General features: G+C 71.0%; 14 protein-coding genes. 11 read left to right on the top strand and 3 right to left on the bottom strand.

The window, feature by feature from the left end; genetic code table 11:
* Positions 1-10 precede the first annotated feature (10 nt).
* Positions 11-2,422, top strand: a complete 2,412-nt coding sequence (locus IE069_RS00520) for a glycoside hydrolase family 3 N-terminal domain-containing protein (RefSeq protein WP_189348152.1) — start codon at positions 11-13, stop codon at positions 2,420-2,422.
* A 40-nt stretch (positions 2,423-2,462) separates the two neighbouring features.
* On the opposite strand, the gene IE069_RS00515 is transcribed toward IE069_RS00520, so the two are convergent.
* Positions 2,463-3,146: a GntR family transcriptional regulator gene (locus IE069_RS00515; protein WP_189348151.1), complete on the bottom strand. Its 684-nt coding sequence runs from the start codon at positions 3,144-3,146 to the stop codon at positions 2,463-2,465.
* 116 nt (positions 3,147-3,262) lie between these two features.
* Here IE069_RS00515 and IE069_RS00510 point away from each other — a divergent pair, with 116 nt between their 5' ends.
* The 8 genes from IE069_RS00510 to IE069_RS00475 all read left to right on the top strand — a co-directional run bounded on the left by IE069_RS00510 (position 3,263) and on the right by IE069_RS00475 (position 11,960).
* The gene (locus IE069_RS00510; protein ID WP_189348441.1) at positions 3,263-4,318 is read left to right on the top strand and encodes a sugar phosphate isomerase/epimerase family protein; all 1,056 of its coding nucleotides are present in this window, start codon (positions 3,263-3,265) and stop codon (positions 4,316-4,318) included.
* Positions 4,315-6,036 carry a dihydroxyacetone kinase family protein gene (locus IE069_RS00505; RefSeq protein ID WP_189348150.1) on the top strand — a complete coding sequence of 574 codons (1,722 nt, stop codon included), beginning with the start codon at positions 4,315-4,317 and terminating at the stop codon, positions 6,034-6,036. The genes IE069_RS00510 and IE069_RS00505 overlap by 4 nt, the downstream gene beginning before the upstream one ends.
* 21 nt (positions 6,037-6,057) lie before the next feature.
* Positions 6,058-6,522, top strand: a complete 465-nt coding sequence (locus tag IE069_RS00500; protein WP_189348149.1) for a ribose-5-phosphate isomerase — start codon at positions 6,058-6,060, stop codon at positions 6,520-6,522.
* A 36-nt stretch (positions 6,523-6,558) separates the two neighbouring features.
* Positions 6,559-7,524, top strand: coding sequence for a 3-hydroxyacyl-CoA dehydrogenase family protein (locus IE069_RS00495; RefSeq protein ID WP_189348148.1), 966 nt, complete (start codon positions 6,559-6,561; stop codon positions 7,522-7,524).
* 6 nt (positions 7,525-7,530) lie between these two features.
* Entirely contained in the window at positions 7,531-8,367 is an 837-nt protein-coding gene (locus IE069_RS00490; RefSeq protein WP_308425362.1) for a triose-phosphate isomerase family protein, read from the top strand.
* Positions 8,364-9,785 carry a GntP family permease gene (locus IE069_RS00485; RefSeq protein WP_189348147.1) on the top strand — a complete coding sequence of 474 codons (1,422 nt, stop codon included), beginning with the start codon at positions 8,364-8,366 and terminating at the stop codon, positions 9,783-9,785. Before IE069_RS00490 ends, IE069_RS00485 begins: the two co-directional genes overlap by 4 nt.
* A gap of 451 nt (positions 9,786-10,236) precedes the next feature.
* Positions 10,237-10,680, top strand: a complete 444-nt coding sequence (locus IE069_RS00480) for a helix-turn-helix domain-containing protein (RefSeq protein WP_189348146.1) — start codon at positions 10,237-10,239, stop codon at positions 10,678-10,680.
* Positions 10,677-11,960, top strand: coding sequence for a type II toxin-antitoxin system HipA family toxin (locus IE069_RS00475; protein WP_189348145.1), 1,284 nt, complete (start codon positions 10,677-10,679; stop codon positions 11,958-11,960). The genes IE069_RS00480 and IE069_RS00475 overlap by 4 nt, the downstream gene beginning before the upstream one ends.
* Before the next feature lie 42 nt (positions 11,961-12,002).
* On the opposite strand, the gene xylB is transcribed toward IE069_RS00475, so the two are convergent.
* Positions 12,003-13,385 carry a xylulokinase gene (xylB, locus tag IE069_RS00470; RefSeq protein WP_189348144.1) on the bottom strand — a complete coding sequence of 461 codons (1,383 nt, stop codon included), beginning with the start codon at positions 13,383-13,385 and terminating at the stop codon, positions 12,003-12,005.
* A gap of 42 nt (positions 13,386-13,427) precedes the next feature.
* A complete protein-coding gene (gene xylA, locus IE069_RS00465) occupies positions 13,428-14,618 on the bottom strand; it encodes a xylose isomerase (RefSeq protein WP_189348143.1) in 1,191 nt (396 codons plus the stop codon).
* 135 nt (positions 14,619-14,753) lie between these two features.
* Here xylA and IE069_RS00460 point away from each other — a divergent pair, with 135 nt between their 5' ends.
* Both IE069_RS00460 and IE069_RS00455 read left to right on the top strand, forming a co-directional pair.
* Positions 14,754-15,923: an ROK family transcriptional regulator gene (locus tag IE069_RS00460; protein WP_189348142.1), complete on the top strand. Its 1,170-nt coding sequence runs from the start codon at positions 14,754-14,756 to the stop codon at positions 15,921-15,923.
* 59 nt (positions 15,924-15,982) lie between these two features.
* Positions 15,983-17,023: a magnesium and cobalt transport protein CorA gene (locus tag IE069_RS00455; RefSeq protein ID WP_189348141.1), complete on the top strand. Its 1,041-nt coding sequence runs from the start codon at positions 15,983-15,985 to the stop codon at positions 17,021-17,023.
* Positions 17,024-17,037: the final 14 nt, after the last annotated feature.

The raw sequence follows: 17,037 nt of genomic DNA, 5'->3' as shown, positions 1-17,037 counted from the left end.
AAGGAACACCATGAACAACCCCCGGAACACCTGGCGCGATGCCGGCCTGCCCGTCGCCGAGCGTGTGGAGGCGCTGATGGCGGAGATGTCCGTCGAGGAGAAGGTCTCCCAGCTCGGCTCCTCCTGGATCCGCCCCGAGGAGCGCAACGACGACGGCGACGGGAACGTCGCGCCCATGGAGGACACGTTCTCCGCCGGCCACCCGAGCTTCGAGGAGGAGATCGCCGGCGGCCTGGGCCAGATCACCCGCGCCTTCGGCTCGGCACCGCTCGACCCGACCGAGGGCCGGGGCCGGCTTGCGGACCTGCAACGGCAGGTCGTGGCCGCGAACCGGCTCGGCATCCCGGCCCTGGCGCACGAGGAGTGCCTGACCGGCTTCACCACGATGGGCGCCACCTGCTACCCGGCGTCGATCGCGTGGGGCGCCAGCTGGGACCCGGAGCTGGTCCGCGACATGGCGTCCCGCATCGGCTCCGACATGAAGCACGTCGGCGTTCACCTGGGCCTGTCCCCCGTGCTCGACGTCGTCCGCGACTACCGCTGGGGCCGCGTCGAGGAGACCCTCGGCGAGGACCCGCACCTGGTCTCCGAACTCTCCACCGCCTACGTGCGGGGCCTGCAGGGCGCGGGCGTGCACGCGACGCTGAAGCACTTCGCCGGCTATGCCGCCTCCCGCGCCGGCCGCAACCACGCACCGGTGCCGATGGGCACCCGCGAGTTCGAGGACGTCGTCCTGCCGCCCTTCGAGCGCGCCGTCCGCGAGGGCGGCGTGAAGTCCGTGATGAACTCCTACGCCGACGTCGACGGCGAGGCGCCCGCGGCGAGCCACCGGATGCTGACCGGGATCCTCCGCGACCGCTGGGGCTTCACCGGCACCGTGGTCTCCGACTACTGGGCCGTGAGCTTCCTCGAGACCATGCACCGCATCGCCGAGAGTCAGGACGCCGCCGGCATCGTCTCGATCGCGGCCGGCATGGACGTGGAGCTGCCGGAGACCAACGCGTTCCGGCACCTGGCCGCGGCCGTCGCCGACGGACGCCTGGACGCGCAGGTCCTCGACACCGCCGTCCGCCGCGTGCTCACCCAGAAGGCCGAGCTGGGCCTGTTGGACGCCGACTGGTCGCCGGAGCAGGACTGGGCGGCGGACGTCGTCGACTTCGACTCCCCGGGCAACCGCGCCCACGCCCGCCGGATGGCGGAGGAGTCGGTCATCCTGCTCAAGAACGACGGCGTCCTGCCGCTGGGTGCCCGGCCCGCCACCGCCGGCGGCGACAGTGCCGCACCGGCGCGCATCGCCGTCGTCGGACCGTCCGCCGCCCAGCCGCGGGCGCACCTGGGCTGCTACTCGTTCACCAACCACGTGCTCTCCCGGTTCTTCGGCGAGAACGAGCACGGCATCGAGCTGCCCTCGATCCTCGACTCCCTGCGCGCGGACCCGGTACTGGCGGACGCGATCATCGCCTACGAGCGCGGGGTCGACTTCACTGACCCGGACGACGCCGGCATCGCGGCGGCCGTCGCCGCGGCGGAGGACGCCGAGGTCGCGATCGTCACGGTCGGCGATCTGGCGGGCCTGTTCGGCCGCGGCACCTCGGGCGAGGGCTGCGACGTCGTCGACCTCTCCCTGCCCGGGAAGCAGGCCGACCTGGTCGAGGCCGTGCTGGCCACGGGCACGCCGACGGTCCTGGTGATCGTCACCGGCCGGCCGTACTCGCTCGGCGCGTTTGCGGACCGGGCGGCGGGGATCGTGCAGGCGTTCATGCCCGGCGAGGAGGGCGGGCCCGCGGTGGCCTCCGTGCTGACCGGCGCGGTCAACCCGTCCGGCAGGCTGCCGGTGCAGATCCCCGACCACGTCGGAGGCCAGCCGGGAACCTACCTCACCCCGCCGCTGGGCTGGCACTCGGACGGCGTCTCCAACCTGGACCCGCGGCCGCTGTACCCGTTCGGGTTCGGCCTCTCCTACACCCGGTTCGAGGTCTCGGACCTGTCCGTCTCGGCGGAGGAGATCGCGAACGACGGCGTCGTCACCGTCGGCGCGACGGTCGCCAACACCGGGGAGCGCGACGGCGCCGAGGTCGTGCAGCTGTACATCGACGACCACGTCGCCTCCGTGGTGCGCCCGCGGCGGCTCCTCACGGGGTTCGCGAAGGTGCGGCTGGCCGCCGGCGAGTCGCGGCGGGTGGAGTTCTCGGTACACGCGGACCGGACGTCGTTCACGGGCCTCGACGGGCGGCGGATCGTCGAGCCCGGCACCTTCGGCGTCGAGGTCGGCACCAGCAGCGAGGACCTGCCGTTGACCGGAGCGTTCGCGGTTGTCGGCGGGGTGCGGGAGGTTCCCGAGGGGCGCGTCATGGACACCCCCGTGACCGTGCGCGAGGTCGCCGGCAGCCGCGCACCGGAGGCTCCGGTGGCCGTGTCCTGACCGCCGGCGCGGGGCGAGGCGCGGCAAGACGAGGCGATCGTCAGTCGCTGCTGTCCTCGATCGCGCGCCGCCCGACGCCGTCGAGGTGCTTCTCCATGGCGGCGCGGGCGGCCGCGGCGTCCCCGCGCTCGAAGGCCTCGAGGACCTCCGTGTGCTCGGCGATGGCGCAGTGGGCGTCCGTCACGCCGCGACCGGCGAAGAGGCGGAACCGCTGCACCTGCCCGCCGAGGGTCTGGTAGGCGGTGAGGAGGAACGGGTTGCCGGCGTTTTCGGCGATGAGCCGGTGGAAGTCCTCGTCTGCCTTCCAGTAGTCGCGGAACTCGCTGTAGGAGCCGCCGGTCGGGGCCGTTCGCAGCCGCTCGATCGACTCGCGGAGCTGCTCGACGAACTCCCCGCCGGCCCGCCGGCAGGCGAGCTCGGCGTTCTCCGCTTCGAGGAGCTTGCGCGCCTGGACGAGCTGCCCGTGCTCCTCCGCGGTCATCAGCGGCGCGACGCGGTACCCCTTGAGCGCCGCGCGGCGCACCATGCCGGTGTGCTCGAGCCGGGCCAGGGCCTCGCGGACCGGGGTGGGCGAGACGCCCAGCTCGCGGGCGATCCCCTCGATGCTGAGGGCCGCGCCGGCGTCGAACCGGCCGTCGATCAGGGCGGCGAGCAGCTCCTCGTGCACGTGGTCGGCCAGGACCTGGCGCCCGGGCATCGGGCTGCTGGGGAAGACGGAACTCATCGCTTCATCATATGTTCGACGGCGTTTCACAGGGGCACTCCTCGGGTCGGAAGGTTGACATGGATCACACTTCCGTAGATCCTATAGGAAATAGGATCTACGACTACGGAGACACCATGCCCTACACCGCGGCCGACTGGCCCATCACGGCGGCCCTGCTGCAGTTCCCCCACGACCTGCCCGGCGGCGGCACCGTCCAGGACGCGGACGCGTCCGTGTGGATGGACGTCTTCACCGAGGTCCGCGAGGCCGGCTTCTCCAACGTCGACCTCTTCGACGGGTGGGTCCGCCCGGGCGACCTGTCCACGCAGCGCCTCGACGAGTTCAAGCGCACCGCAGACGCGGCCGGCGTCGGAACCCCCGCCATCTCGGCGATCCGCCGCAGCGTCATCGACGCGGCCAACTGGGAGGAGAACCTCGCCTACAGCCACCGCACGCTCGAGGCCGCCGCCCACCTGGGCAGCGAGGTCGTCTCGATCGGCCTGCACCAGGCGCTGACCGCGGCGCAGCGCAAGCAACTGTGGTTCTGGACCGTCGAGGGCTACAAAGACCCCGTGGGCGACGCCGAGGCCTGGGGCAACGCCGTGACCCGCATCCGCGAGCTCGGGCGCCACGCGGCCGAGCTCGGCCTGCTGCTCTCCCTGGAGATGTACGAGGACACCTACGTCGGCACCGGAGACTCGGCCGTGCGGCTCCTGCAGGACATCGACCTGCCGAACGTCGGCCTGAACCCGGACCTCGGCAACCTGGTGCGCCCGCACCGCCCCATCGAGAACATCCACGAGCTCATCGCCACGACCATGCCGTACGCCAACTACTGGCACGTGAAGAACTACCTGCGCGACGAGAACACCGCCCGCGGGCACTACTCGGCGATGCCCGCCCCGCTGGAGACCGGCGTCATCAGCTACCGCGAGGCGTTCAAGGTCGCCCTCGCCCACGGCTTCCAGGGCATCATCTGCGCCGAGCACTACGGAGGAGACGGCCTCAGCGTCTGCGCGACCAACCAGGAGTACCTGCGCAACCGGATCCTGCCGAAGACCGCCGACTACGAGCTCGGCACCCCGCTCGTCGCCCAGGGCCGGCAGCAGCCGCTTCCGGCGCAGGCCGGCGGGCACGACGACGCCGCCTCCCTCTCCGTTTCGAACCAGGCGGGTGCCCCGGGACGATGACACGAATCTTCGACGACCCCACCGGATTCGCCGACGCGGCGATCGACGGCCTCGTCGCCGCCCACCGGAACCGCCTGGAGCGCGTGGACGGCGGTGTGGTCCGCGCGAGCGAGATGAAGGACGAGCAGGTCGCCGTCGTGATCGGCGGCGGCTCCGGCCACTACCCGGCCTTCGCGGGCCTGGTCGGGCCCGGGCTGGCGGCCGGCTCCGCGTGCGGCAACCTCTTCGCCTCCCCGTCCGCGGGGCAGATCCACCGGGTGGCGAAGCTCGCGGCCAACGGCGGCGGCGTCCTGCTCAGCTACGGCAACTACGCCGGCGACGTCCTGCACTTCGGCCAGGCCCAGGAGCGCTTGATCGCCGAGGGCATCGAGACCCGCACCGTCGTCGTCACCGACGACATCGCGAGCGCCCCGCAGGACCGCCTCGGCGAGCGCCGGGGCATCGCCGGGGACCTCACCGTCTTCAAGGTCGCCGGCGCCGCCTCCGAGGAGGGCGCCGGCCTGGACGAGGTGGTGCGCCTGGCCGAGAAGGCGAACCACCGCACCCGCAGCCTCGGCGTGGCCTTCGACGGCTGCACCCTCCCCGGTGCCGCCGCCCCGCTCTTCCACGTCCCCTCGGACACCATGTCGCTGGGCCTTGGCATCCACGGCGAGCCGGGCATCTCCGACCACGAGCTGCCGACGTCCGCCGAGCTCGCCCAGCTGCTCGTCACCCGCCTGCTGCAGGACCGGCCCGACGAGGCCGGGACGCGCGTGGTGCCGATCGTCAACGGCCTCGGCACCGTGAAGTACGAGGAGCTGTTCGTGCTCTTCGGACACGTGGACCGGCTCCTCGCCGACGCCGGCTACGAGGTCGTCGAGCCCGAATGCGGCGAGCTGGTCACGAGCCTCGACATGTCCGGCGCCTCGCTCACGCTCTTCTGGGTCGACGACGAACTCGAGCGCCTATGGACCGCGCCCGCCGACACCCCGGCGTTCCGGCGCGGCAGCGTCGACGCCGGAGCGCGCCGCGAGTTCGGTGCCGCGGCCGCGGCGGCCGACGAGCACGAAACCGCGACCGCGGCCTCCGCCCGCCTCGGTACGACCGCAGCCGACCTGCTCGAGACCGCGCGCGACGTCGTCGTGCAGCACGAGGGCGAGCTCGGCGACCTGGACGCGATCGCCGGCGACGGCGACCACGGGATCGGCATGCGCCGCGGGGTCGAGGCGGCGGCTGCGGCCGCCCGCTCCGCCGCCGGCGAGCGCAGCGCATGCGACGTCCTGGCCGCGGCCGGCGACGCGTGGAGCGAGAAGGCCGGCGGCACCTCGGGCGCCCTGTGGGGCGCGGGGATCGCGGCCGTCGGGCGCGTGCTCGGCAACAAGGAGGAGCACGACGGCGCCGACGCGGCTGCCGCGGCGGCGGCGTTCCGGGACGCCGTGGTCGACCTCGGCAAGACGGAGATCGGCGACAAGACGATGGTCGACGCCCTGCACCCCTACGCGGACGCGGTCAGCGCGGGGATCGCAGCGGGACGAAGCGTGGCCGAGGTGCTGGCGGAAGCCGCCGGCGTCGCGACGGAGGCCGCCCGCGCCACCGCGGACCTGCGGCCGAAGAAGGGCCGCGCCCGCCCCCTAGCGGAGAAGTCGCTGGGCCACCCGGACCCGGGGGCGTACTCCTTCGCGCTGATCGCCACGGGCGTGGCCGAAGCCCTAAGCGCTGCCGACGGCACCGCCAACTGACCAAGAGAAGCGAGGACGAACATGAGTGAGAAGTTCCGGATTGTGATGGGCAACGACTCCGCCGGGGTCGAGTACAAGCAGGCCCTGCTGGCCCGGCTCGAGGCGGACGACCGCGTCGAGTCCGTCGTCGACCTCGGCGTCGGCTCCGGCGACGACACCGCCTACCCGCACGTGGCCGTGGCCGCGGCCCGCAAGGTCGCCGCCGGCGAGGCCGACCGGGCCCTGCTGATCTGCGGCACGGGCCTCGGCGTCGCGATCGCCGCCAACAAGGTGTCCGGCGTCCGCGCCGTCACCGCCCACGACGCCTACTCCGTGGAGCGCGCGATCCTCAGCAACAACGCGCAGGTCCTGACCTTCGGGCAGCGCGTGATCGGATTGGAGCTGGCCAAGAAGCTCGCTGACGAATGGCTGCGCCACACCTTCGACCCGCAGAGCTCCTCCGCCGCCAAGGTGGACGCCATCTGCTCCTACGAGCCGGACGCGTAAGCGCCGCCCACCCCCTACGGACCAAAGGACAAACACATGGATATCAACGTAGCGATCATCGGCTCCGGCTACATGGGCGGCGGCATCGGCCAGGTGCTGGCCCTCGCCGGCGCCAAGGTGGCCCTCGCGGACGCCGACGCCGCCACCGCGCAGACCAACCTGGAGCGCCTGCTCACCGAATCGAAGCAGTTCGAGGAGCAGGGCCTCTTCCCGGCCGGCGCCACCGAGACGCTGACGCGGAACCTCTCCGCGGCGCCGTCGCTGGAGGACGCCGTCGCGAACGCCTCCTTCATCGAGGAGGCCGTCCCGGAGAAGCTCGAGCTCAAGCGCAGCATCCTGGCCCAGATCTCCGCGGCCGCCCGCCCGGACGCGATCATCGGCTCCAACACCTCCACCATCTCCATCGCGGACATGGCCGTGGCCGTCGAGAACCCGGAGCGCTTCCTCGGCATCCACTTCTCCAACCCGTCCCCGTTCATCCCGGGCGTCGAGATCATCCCCCACGAGGGCACGTCCGAGGCCGCGGTCGCCACCGCCGTCGGCTACGTCGAGGAGACCGGCAAGGAGACCGCGGTGGTCAAGGACGTCACCGGGTTCGTCCTCAACCGCCTGCAGTACGCGCTGTTCCACGAGGCCACGCAGCTGGTCGAGGAGGGCGTCGCCTCCCCGGACGACATCGACACCCTGGTCCGCACCACGTTCGGGTTCCGCCTGCCGTTCTTCGGGCCGTTCGCGATCGCCGACATGGCCGGGCTGGACGTCTACAACTTCTGCTACAAGTCCCTGCAGTCGGACTTCCCGGAGCGCTTCGCCACGCCGGCGATCCTCGCGGAGAAGATCGAGGCCGGCCAGCTCGGCACCAAGTCGGGCGGCGGCTTCCTCGACGTCCCCGCCGACAAGCTCGCCGACCTGATCGCCTACCGCAACGAGGCCTACGTCAAGATGGGCCAGCTGCTCAAGGACCTGGGGCCGGCACCGCTGGACCCCGGCGCCGCCGAGTAGGACCCCGTGGCCACGATCGACCGCCCGGACGCCGTCTACGTCGGCGTGAGCACCAAGATGTACCTGGGCTACGAGCGCTCCCTCGCCTGGCTGGAGGGTCTCCGCCGCGAGCTCCTCGCCCGCGGCGAGGGCACCCCCCGCACGACGGCGGACGGCGCACCCGGCACGACGGCGTCCGGCGGGATGGACGCGATCCCGTTCGCGGCGCCGTCGTACCCCGTGCTGGAATCCGCGGCGCGGATCCTGGACGGCACCGGCTGCCGGCTGGCCGCCCAGAACTGCGCCGTCGGTGACGGCGCCGCGACGGGCGAGGTCAGCGCCGGGATGCTCGCCGAGCTCGGGGTGCGGATCGTGGAGATCGGGCACGCCGAGCGCCGGGCCGACTTCGGCGAGGACGACGCCGTGGTGGCCGCCAAGGTGCGCTCCGCGACCGCCGCCGGCCTGACCCCGCTGCTCTGCGTCGGCGAGCTGCGCCGGGGCGGGCCCGGGGAGGCGGCGGCGGACTGCCTGCGGCAGATCGCCGCCGCACTGGGCACCGGGACGGAAGCCGGGACCGACCCGGCCTCCGTGCTGTTCGCCTACGAACCCGTCTGGGCGATCGGCGCCACCGAGCCCGCCTCCCCCGCGCACGTCAACGCCGTCCTCGCGCTCGTGCGCGAGCGGCTGACCGTACCGGGCCGCCCGGTCACGCTCATCTACGGCGGCAGCGCCGGCCCCGGCCTGCTGCCGCGACTGCCCGAGGCCGACGGCCTCTTCCTGGGCCGCTTCGCCCACGACCCCGCCAACTTCGGCGCCGTGCTCGACGAGGCGCGCGCCCGCCGACCCCGCTTGGAGACCACATGACACCGCTGACCCCGCTCGCGCTGCCCGCGGCCACGACGCCCGAGGCGGCCCTGCCCGTGCCCGTGCTGCTGCTGATCGCCGTCCTGGCGATCGCCGCGCTGCTGTTCCTGATCATGAAGGTGCGCCTGCACGCGTTCTTCTCGCTGATCATCGTCAGCCTGCTGACGGCGGTCGCCGCCGGGGTGAGCGCAGCCGACCTGCTGGACACCATCGTCGGCCCGTTCGGCCAGACGCTCGGCAACGTCGCGATGCTCGTCGGTTTCGGCGCCGTGCTGGGCCGGATCGTGGAGACCTCCGGCGGCGCCCAGGTCATCTCCGGCAAGCTGATCGGCCTGTTCGGCGAGAAGCGGGCGCCGCTGGCGCTGTCCGTCGCGTCGCTGCTCTTCGGCTTCCCGATCTTCCTGGACGCCGGCTTCATCGTCATGCTGCCCATCATCTACACGGTGGCCCGGCGGGTCGGCGGCGGCCTGCTGCGGTACGCGCTGCCGGCCGCGGGCGCGTTCCTCGTGATGCACGCGCTCGTTCCGCCGCACCCCGGACCGGTGGCTGCCGCCGGGATCGTCGGCGCCGACGTCGGTCTGGTGCTCATGGTCGGGCTGCTCGTCGGCCTGCCCACCTGGTACGTGGCCGGCTACCGGCTCTCGCTGGTCCTCGCCGCGCGGACCCCGCGCATGCCCGTGCCCGAACTGCTCGGCAGCGCGCCGGAGCACAACCCGAACCCGCCGCGCTTCGGGACCGTGCTGGGCCTGCTGCTGCTGCCGCTGGTCCTGATCTTCATGAACACGGGCCTGAAGACCCTGCAGGCCACCGGGTCCGTGCCCCAGGACGCGGCGTGGGCGCAGGTGCTGGTCTTCATCGGCAACACCCCGATCGCCCTGCTGATCTCCACCCTGCTGGCGATGTACCTGCTGGTGGTCCGCCGGCACGACGGTCCGATCGGCGGCGCGATCGAGAAGGTCGTCGACGACGCGCTCGGCCCCGTCTGCTCGATCATCCTCATCACCGGCGCCGGCGGCATCTTCGGCGGCGTCCTGACGGCCACAGGCATCGGCGGCGCCATGGCCTCGAGCCTCCAGGCCGTCGGCATGCCGCTCATCCTGGCCGGATTCCTGATCGCCGTGATCATGCGCGTCGCCCAGGGCTCCGCCACGGTCGCGGGCACGACGGCGGCCGGCCTGATGGCGCCCGCCGTCGCCGCCTCGGGGGACCAGTCGCCGCTGGCGCTCGCGTGCATCGTCGTGGCGATCGTCGCCGGCGCGATCACGTTCTCCCACGTCAACGACTCCGGGTTCTGGCTGGTCAGCCGGTTCCTGGGGCTGTCCACGCAGGTCGCGCTGTCGACGTGGACGGTCATCGCGACCGCGGTGGGCTTCATGGCGTTCGCGCTCTGCTGGGTGCTATACGCCATCGTCGCCTGATGCGGCGGGTGGGAAGTTACTGCTATGCCCCCGAACGGCGAACGCTCCCGGAGCTGCCGGGCAGCCGGTTGACTGGGCGCCTCCGACCAGCGGACGAGAGAGCCCTGCGCGTCAGACCGGAAAGGAGCGGATCATCTGGCCGCGCGACGCGGCGCCTCCGTGTGCATGGACCAGTCGACGTCCCCACCGAAGAGGCAAGTCGCCGCCACAGCGGCAGCACGCGCCTGCCCGACCCGGTGGCCGACGGGCTCGAGAAGCTCGCAGCTTGAGCCGCGACGCAGGAGGCCGGGCACACTCCGCCAACGACGGCGTACCTGGCGCCGCCCGATAGAAAGGACGCCCGCACACGAGGTTGTGTCAAAACCTTCACAATTGAGTTGGTGACACATTCGACACATTCGCCAACGTGACGGTATGTACTCATCGCCCGATGTGATGGTATGTTCACACCATGAGAAAGCGGGCCATCTCCACGCAGCGTCAGTTGGGCACCGCCGTGCACGACGCTCGGGTGAGAGCGGGCGTGACGCAGGCGGCCTTGGCCGCGCGAGCCGGCGTCTCCCGCAAGTGGTTGATCGGGGTTGAACAAGGGGCACGAACAGGGGCCGAGCTTGGAAAGGTGCTCGATGTGCTGCGCGCACTCGACCTCTCATTCGAACTCACTGAGCGCCCCGACCAGGCGAAATCACTCTCGGGTGACCGCACCCAGGATGCCGAAGCCTCTTCACCTGGCCGCTCCGGGGGCCGGACGACCAGCCAAAGGGAAGAAGCACTGAAAGCACTACGGCGATCCGCCAGCCCGTCGGCAGACGCTCTTGATGCCCTCCGACGCTCAGGCGCATCATCGTCCCGGACCCCCGGCACACTCGACACGACAGATCAAGAGCGCTCGTGAAAGAGCTGCTCGTTCTGCTCCACGGAGAGCTCGTCGGAGTCCTGCAGCAGAGCACCCAGGGCAACCGCACGTTCCAGTATTCGGTCGACGCGGACCCCGTGAACGAGGTTTCCGTGGCCCTTCCCTACCGCGCGGATCCCTATCCCAAGCGGAAAACAGACCCATTCATCGAGGGCCTGCTTCCAGAGGGAGAAGGCGTGCGCCAAGCCCTTGCCCAAGCATTCGACATCTCTCCGGCCAACCCCTTTGCACTGCTCGAGCACATCGGACTGGAATGCGCGGGAGCCGTCCAATTCGTACGGCCATCCGAGCTTGACATGGCACTCGCTGAGACGGGAGACCTCATACCGTGCACCGAGAGAGACATCGGCCGCAGGCTGCGATCGCTTGCTTCCGACCCCAAGGGATCATGGATCGTTGACAAAGAGCGCTGGTCCCTGGCAGGTGCCCAGTCGAAATTCGCGCTCAGATGGGCGGACGGCTGGCACGAGGCCATTGGAGCCGAGCCCACAACGCACATCCTCAAACCCGGTATCAACGACTTCAGGGACCAGGCCCTCAACGAGCACCTGTCCCTGAAAACACTCGGCAAGGCCGGGCTCCCCGTCGCACAGAGCGAATACGTGGAGTTCGATGATTCTCCCGCCATCGTCGTCGAACGCTACGACCGACTCATCGACAACGGACGCGTGATTCGCATCCATCAAGAAGATCTCTGCCAAGCAACGTCGACCCTCCCGAGATACAAGTACGAATCCGCCAAGGGGCCGTCTGCGCTGAAAATCGTTCGAACCCTCCGGGAGTCAGGGGCTCCTGAGACCGAAGTCCACCGGTTCGCAGAAGGGCTGATCGGCAATTACCTGCTGGGGGCACCAGATGCGCATGCCAAGAACTACTCAATCATTCTTGCGCCCGGCCTGGTCGCCTTGGCACCCTTCTACGACATCGCCTCCGGGCTGCCCTACGAATATCTTGAAGACGGCATACCGAGCAAGAAGGACGGCCTGCGAAAATCCGCCATGGCCATCGGTGGCGAGCGAAGATTCGGGCGGGTGGCGCGCAAACATTGGACCAAATTCGCCGCCGACTCCGGCATAGACGAAGACTGGATCGTCGGAACAGTCCGGGCTCTGGCCCTTCTCATTCCCGACGCGCTGGACGAAGTCCTGCGGGAAGAGGCTGAAGCAGCCAGCGGCAGCCTGCTCCCAGAACGGCTTCGCGGCCCCATCAGAAACCTCTGCGGTTCGACCCTGACCCTGCTTGACAGGAACTATCCATGAGATCCGGGCCTGAGCCGTGATTCCGGAGCCGGCCGAAGCGGCCTACCAGCCGGCCGTGTTGTCCCGCAGCGCGCGGTACTGCTCCAGCACGGCCGGGGTCGCCTCCGCCGAGTAGACCTTCGCACCCGCGATCTCCCACTCGGGCCGCCGGCCCGTCAGCGCCCAGGCGGCCTGGCGGGCGGCGCCGAGCGCCACGTACTCGCGCTCCGGCGGCACGACGACGTCGCGCCCGAGGATCGCCGGCGCCAGTTCGCGCACCGCGGCGGACTTCGCGCCGCCGCCGATGAGGAAGATCCGCTCCGCGCTGGTCCCGGTCGACTCCTCGAGGTTCGCGACGGCGTCGGCCAGCGAGCACAGCAGCCCCTCGACGCAGGCCCGGGCGATGTCGGCCTGCGACGTCGAACTCGTGAAGCCGGTCAGCGTGCCGGTGGCGTCCGGACGGTTCGGGGTCCGCTCGCCGTCGAGATACGGCAGCAGGGTGACGCCGTTCGCCCCCGGCACCGACTCGAGCGCGAGCTGCGCCAGGCGGTCGTGGTCGACGCCGAGCATGCGCGCGCCGAAGTCGAGGACGCGGGCGGCGTTGAGCGTGCAGGCCAGTGGCAGGTAGCGGCCCGTCGCGTCCGCGAACCCGGCGACCAGACCGCTGGCATCCGTCGTCGGGGTCGGCGAGACCATGGCGGCCACGCCGGACGTGCCGATCGAGAGGGAGACGTCGCCCGGCTTCAGATTCAGACCGAGCGCGGCGGCCATGTTGTCGCCGGTGCCGGGCGCGATCTTCGCGCCCCACGCGGTCTCCCCCACGACGGCGTCCGGCGCGGCGACCTCCGGCAGCTCGAACGCGTGCCCGAGCGCGGCCTCGGCGAGCGCCGGGTCCCACGCGTCGTCCACGGTCGAGTAGTAGCCGGTGCCGGAGGCGTCGCCGCGGTCGGTCGTGAAGCGCGTGCGGTCGGACCGCAGGTGCCAGGTCAGGTAGTCGTGCGGCAGCAGCACGCGCTTGATCCGCGCAGCGTTCTCGGGCTCGTTGTCTCGCACCCAGCGCAGCTTGGTCGACGTGATCGAGGGGACCAGCAGCGATCCGGTCGCCTGCGCGCACGCCTCGGGCCCGCCGATCTCCTCGATGAGCGCCTCGGCCGAGGACGCCGAGCGGGTATCGTTCCACAGCAGCGCGTCCCGGACGACGTCGTCGTTCTCGTCCAGGGCGACGAGCCCGTGCTGCTGGCCGCCGACGGCGACCGCGGCGGCCTCCTCCAGCAGGCCGGCGCCGGCGGACTCGAGCGCGTCCAGCCACGCCCGCGGGTCGACCTCCGTGCCGTCGGGGTGCTTGGCGCGGCCCTCGTCGACGACCTCGCCGGTGTCGGCGTCGACCAGGAGCACCTTGGTGGACTGGGTGGACGAATCGATTCCGGCGACAAGGGTGCGGCTCATGGTTGAATCCTCGGTTCTGGGAGTCGGCGGGTCAAGGGCAGCCTACTTGCCGCCGAAGCCGATCAGGTGGCGCATGGCCAGCTGGTGCAGGCGGACGAAGCCGTAGTTCCGCTCGCCCGCGGCGTCGGCGTCGAACTCCTCGTAGGAGGAGCGGTCGGCGAGCAGGTCCGCCAGCGACTCGCCCGCGGCGATGGTCGGCTGCGCCAGCTCGTTGACGCCGGCGGCCTCGAGCGCCTCCTGGACCTCCGGGTCGGCGCGGAAGGACTTCGCGCGCTCGGCGAGCATCAGGTACATCTCCATGTTCGCCGCGGCGGCGTCCCACTGGCCCGCCGTGTACTCCGTGCGGGAGGGCTTGTAGTCGAAGTGGCGGGCGCCGGTGTAGGCGCCCGGCTTGGACGGGAAGCCGTTCTCCAGCAGGTCCACCGTGAAGAACGCGCTGATCAGGTCGCCGTGGCCGAAGACCAGGTCCTGGTCGTACATGGGGCCGTGCTGGCCGTTGAGGTCGATGTGGAAGAGCTTGTCCGCCCACAGGGCCTGGGCGAGGCCGTGGTTGTAGTTCAGGGTGGCCATCTGCTCGTGGCCGGTCTCCGGGTTCACGCCGACGATGTCGCCGTTCTCCAGCTCGGCGATGAACGCGAGGGCGTGGCCGATGCTCGGCAGGAAGATGTTGCCGCGCGGCTCGTTCGGCTTCGGCTCGAGGCCGATGCGCAGGTCGTAGCCCTTGGACTTGATGTAGCCGGCGACGGTGTCGATGCCCTCGGCGTAGCGCTCGTGGGCGACCAGCAGGTCCTTCGACGAGTCGTACTCGCTGCCCTCGCGGCCGCCCCACATGACGAACGTCTTCGCGCCGAGCTCCGCGGCCAGGTCGACGTTCTCGAGGACCTTGCGCAGGCCGAAGCGGCGCACGCCGCGGTCGTTGGAGGTGAACGCGCCGTCCTTGAAGACCGGGTGGGCGAACGTGTCGGTGGTGACCATCTCGACGACGAGGCCGGTCTCGTCGATCGCGCCCTTCAGTCGGGACAGGATGGCGTCGCGCTCGGAGGCCGAGGCGCCGAACGGAACCACGTCGTTGTCGTGGAAGGTGAAGCCCCAGGCGCCGAGCTCCTTGAGCTTGTGCAGGGAGTCGACCGGGTCGATCGCCGGGCGGGTCGCGAGGCCGAACTGGTCGCGGGCCTCCCAGCCCGTGGTCCAGAGGCCGAAGCTGAACTTGTGTTCGGGACGAGGCGTGATCATTCGGGGGTCCTTCCGTGAAAACGATTAGTTATGAATAATTACTTAGTATGCTCGTTGAAGGCTCCCGACGCAATACCCTTGTAGAGACAGCGGGCGCCGGCCGGGCGGGAGACCGCGATCGAGGAGAGGGTGGCCATGCAGCTGACGAACGTGCGGGAGCACAACCTGGGCACCGTGCTGAACACGCTCGCCTCCTCCGACGCCCCGCTCTCCCGCGCCACCCTGGCGCAGGCCACCGGACTGACCAAGCCGACCGTCTCCCGGCTCGTCGACGAGCTGCTCGCCGCCGGGTTCCTGATCGAGCACGCCCCCACCCGCGCCGTAGGCGCCGCCGGCGGCCGCCCCTCCGTACCCGTCTCGATCGCGCAGGCGGCCGTCGTCGGACTCGGCGCCTCGGTCAGCGCCGACCACGTGGCGGTGAACATGATCGACATGCGCCGGCAGGTCGTCGCCGTGGCCGAGACCCCCGTGACGCGGGCACCCACGCCGCGCGACGCCGTCGTGCTGATCGCCGACCTCGCCGCCGAGCTGCTGGCGGCCAACCCCCACACCCGCACCAGCGGGATCTGCGTGTCGGTCCCCGGACGTCTGAGCCCGGACGGGCGCCGGGTGCAGTCGGCGCCGAACCTCGGCTGGGAGGACGCGCCGCTCGCCGAGCTGCTCGAGACCGCGCCCGGGCTCGAGGACCTGGACGTGAGCGTGGAGAACGACGCGCGGCTGGTCGCCGAGACGGAGATCGTGAACCGGCGCGGCGAGGGATTCGTGCTCGTGTACGGGGAGAGCGGCATCGGCGGGGCGGTGGTCGTCGACGGCGACATCCAGCGCGGCGCCAACGGCTGGGGCGGCGAGATCGGGCACCTGTGCCTGGACCCGCGTGGCCCCGAGTGCCGGTGCGGGCGGCGCGGCTGCCTGGAGGCGTACGCGAGCTACTGGGCGATCGCGCAGCAGTCGATGCAGACGGGCAGCGGCTACATCTCCGAGTTCTTCACGTCACTGGAGGGGGACGCGCGGGAGGCCGCGATCGAGCGGATCGGCTCGTCGCTGGGGCTCGCGCTGTCGCAGGTCCTGAACATCGTGGACCTGCCCACCGTGGTCCTCGGCGGCTACTTCCGGCACCTCGCGGCCGACATCGCCCCGCTGGTCAACGCCCAGCTGGACCGGCACGCGCTCGCGGTCGAGGCGGGCGGGGTGCGCATCGAGACGACGACGGCGGCGGCCCGCCCCTCGCTCGCGGGCGCGGCGCTGCGGGCCATTCAGCCGGTCTTCGACGCGCCGGCCGAGTGGATCCGGCGGTTCGAGGCGTAGCGCGGGGGCGCCCGGGCCCGCTCATGGTCCGCAGCCGGCGGCGGGCCTAGTCTGGGACCATGCCGATCGTCGACAGCGCCATCTACGTCCACGGGCAGCGCACGCAGACGCCGCCCGACTTCGAGTCCACGCTGGAGCAGCTGCGCTCCGGCGGCGGCACGTGCTGGCTCGGGCTGTACCGGCCCACGATCGAGGAGATCAACACGGCCGCCGAGGAGTTCGGGCTGCACCCGCTCGCCGTCGAGGACACCCTCGAATCGCACCAGCGGGCGAAGATGGACTCCTACGGGGACCACACCCTGCTGGTGCTGCGTCCCGCCCGCTACCTGGACGATGTCGAGACCATCGAGTTCGGCGAATTGCACGTCTACACGGGTCCGAACTTCGTGATCACGGCGCGGCAGGCGGAGGTCCCCGATCTGGCCAACGTGCGCCACCGCATGGAGAGCTCCCCCGACCTGCTGGCAATGGGAACGGTGGCGATCCAGTACGCCATCATCGACCAGGTCGTCGACGAGTACGAGCCCGTCGCCGACGGACTCGAGGTCGACGTGGAGGAGATCGAGGCGGACCTGTTCTCCGGGAACTACGGGGTCTCGCGCCGCATCTACGAGCTGTTCCGCGAAGTCACCGAATTCCAGAAGGCCGTGGCACCGCTCGAACGCGTCATGACGACCCTGCGCAACCGGCTCACCACGGGAGCCTCGGCCTGGGGCCCGTCGCCGGAAGACGCGGAGGTGGACGAGCCGGAGGCGACCGAACTGGACCGCTACCTCGCCGACGTGCAGGACCACGTGGTCCACCTGAACGAGCGGATCTCCGGGATGCGCAGCCTGCTGGCCAACGCGCTGTCGCTGTCGTCGACGCTCAGCTCCCAGGCCGCCGCGCAGGCGGGAGTCGAGCAGAACGAACAGATGAAGAAGATCTCGGCGTGGGCGGCGATCATCTTCGCGCCCAGCCTGGTCGGCGCCGTCTACGGGATGAACTTCGAGAACATGCCGGAACTGGACTGGCCGTTCGGCTACTACGGGGCGCTCGGGCTCATGCTCGGCGTCGGGGTGACCCTCTGGGCCGTCTTCCGGCACAACAAATGGTTGTAATTCCCGGTTGAATC

The organism is Zhihengliuella salsuginis (assembly GCF_014651715.1).
Taxonomy (GTDB): domain Bacteria; phylum Actinomycetota; class Actinomycetes; order Actinomycetales; family Micrococcaceae; genus Zhihengliuella; species Zhihengliuella salsuginis.
The sequence above is the reverse complement of the archived record's forward strand: the minus strand, read 5'-3'. Positions and strand labels throughout refer to the sequence as shown.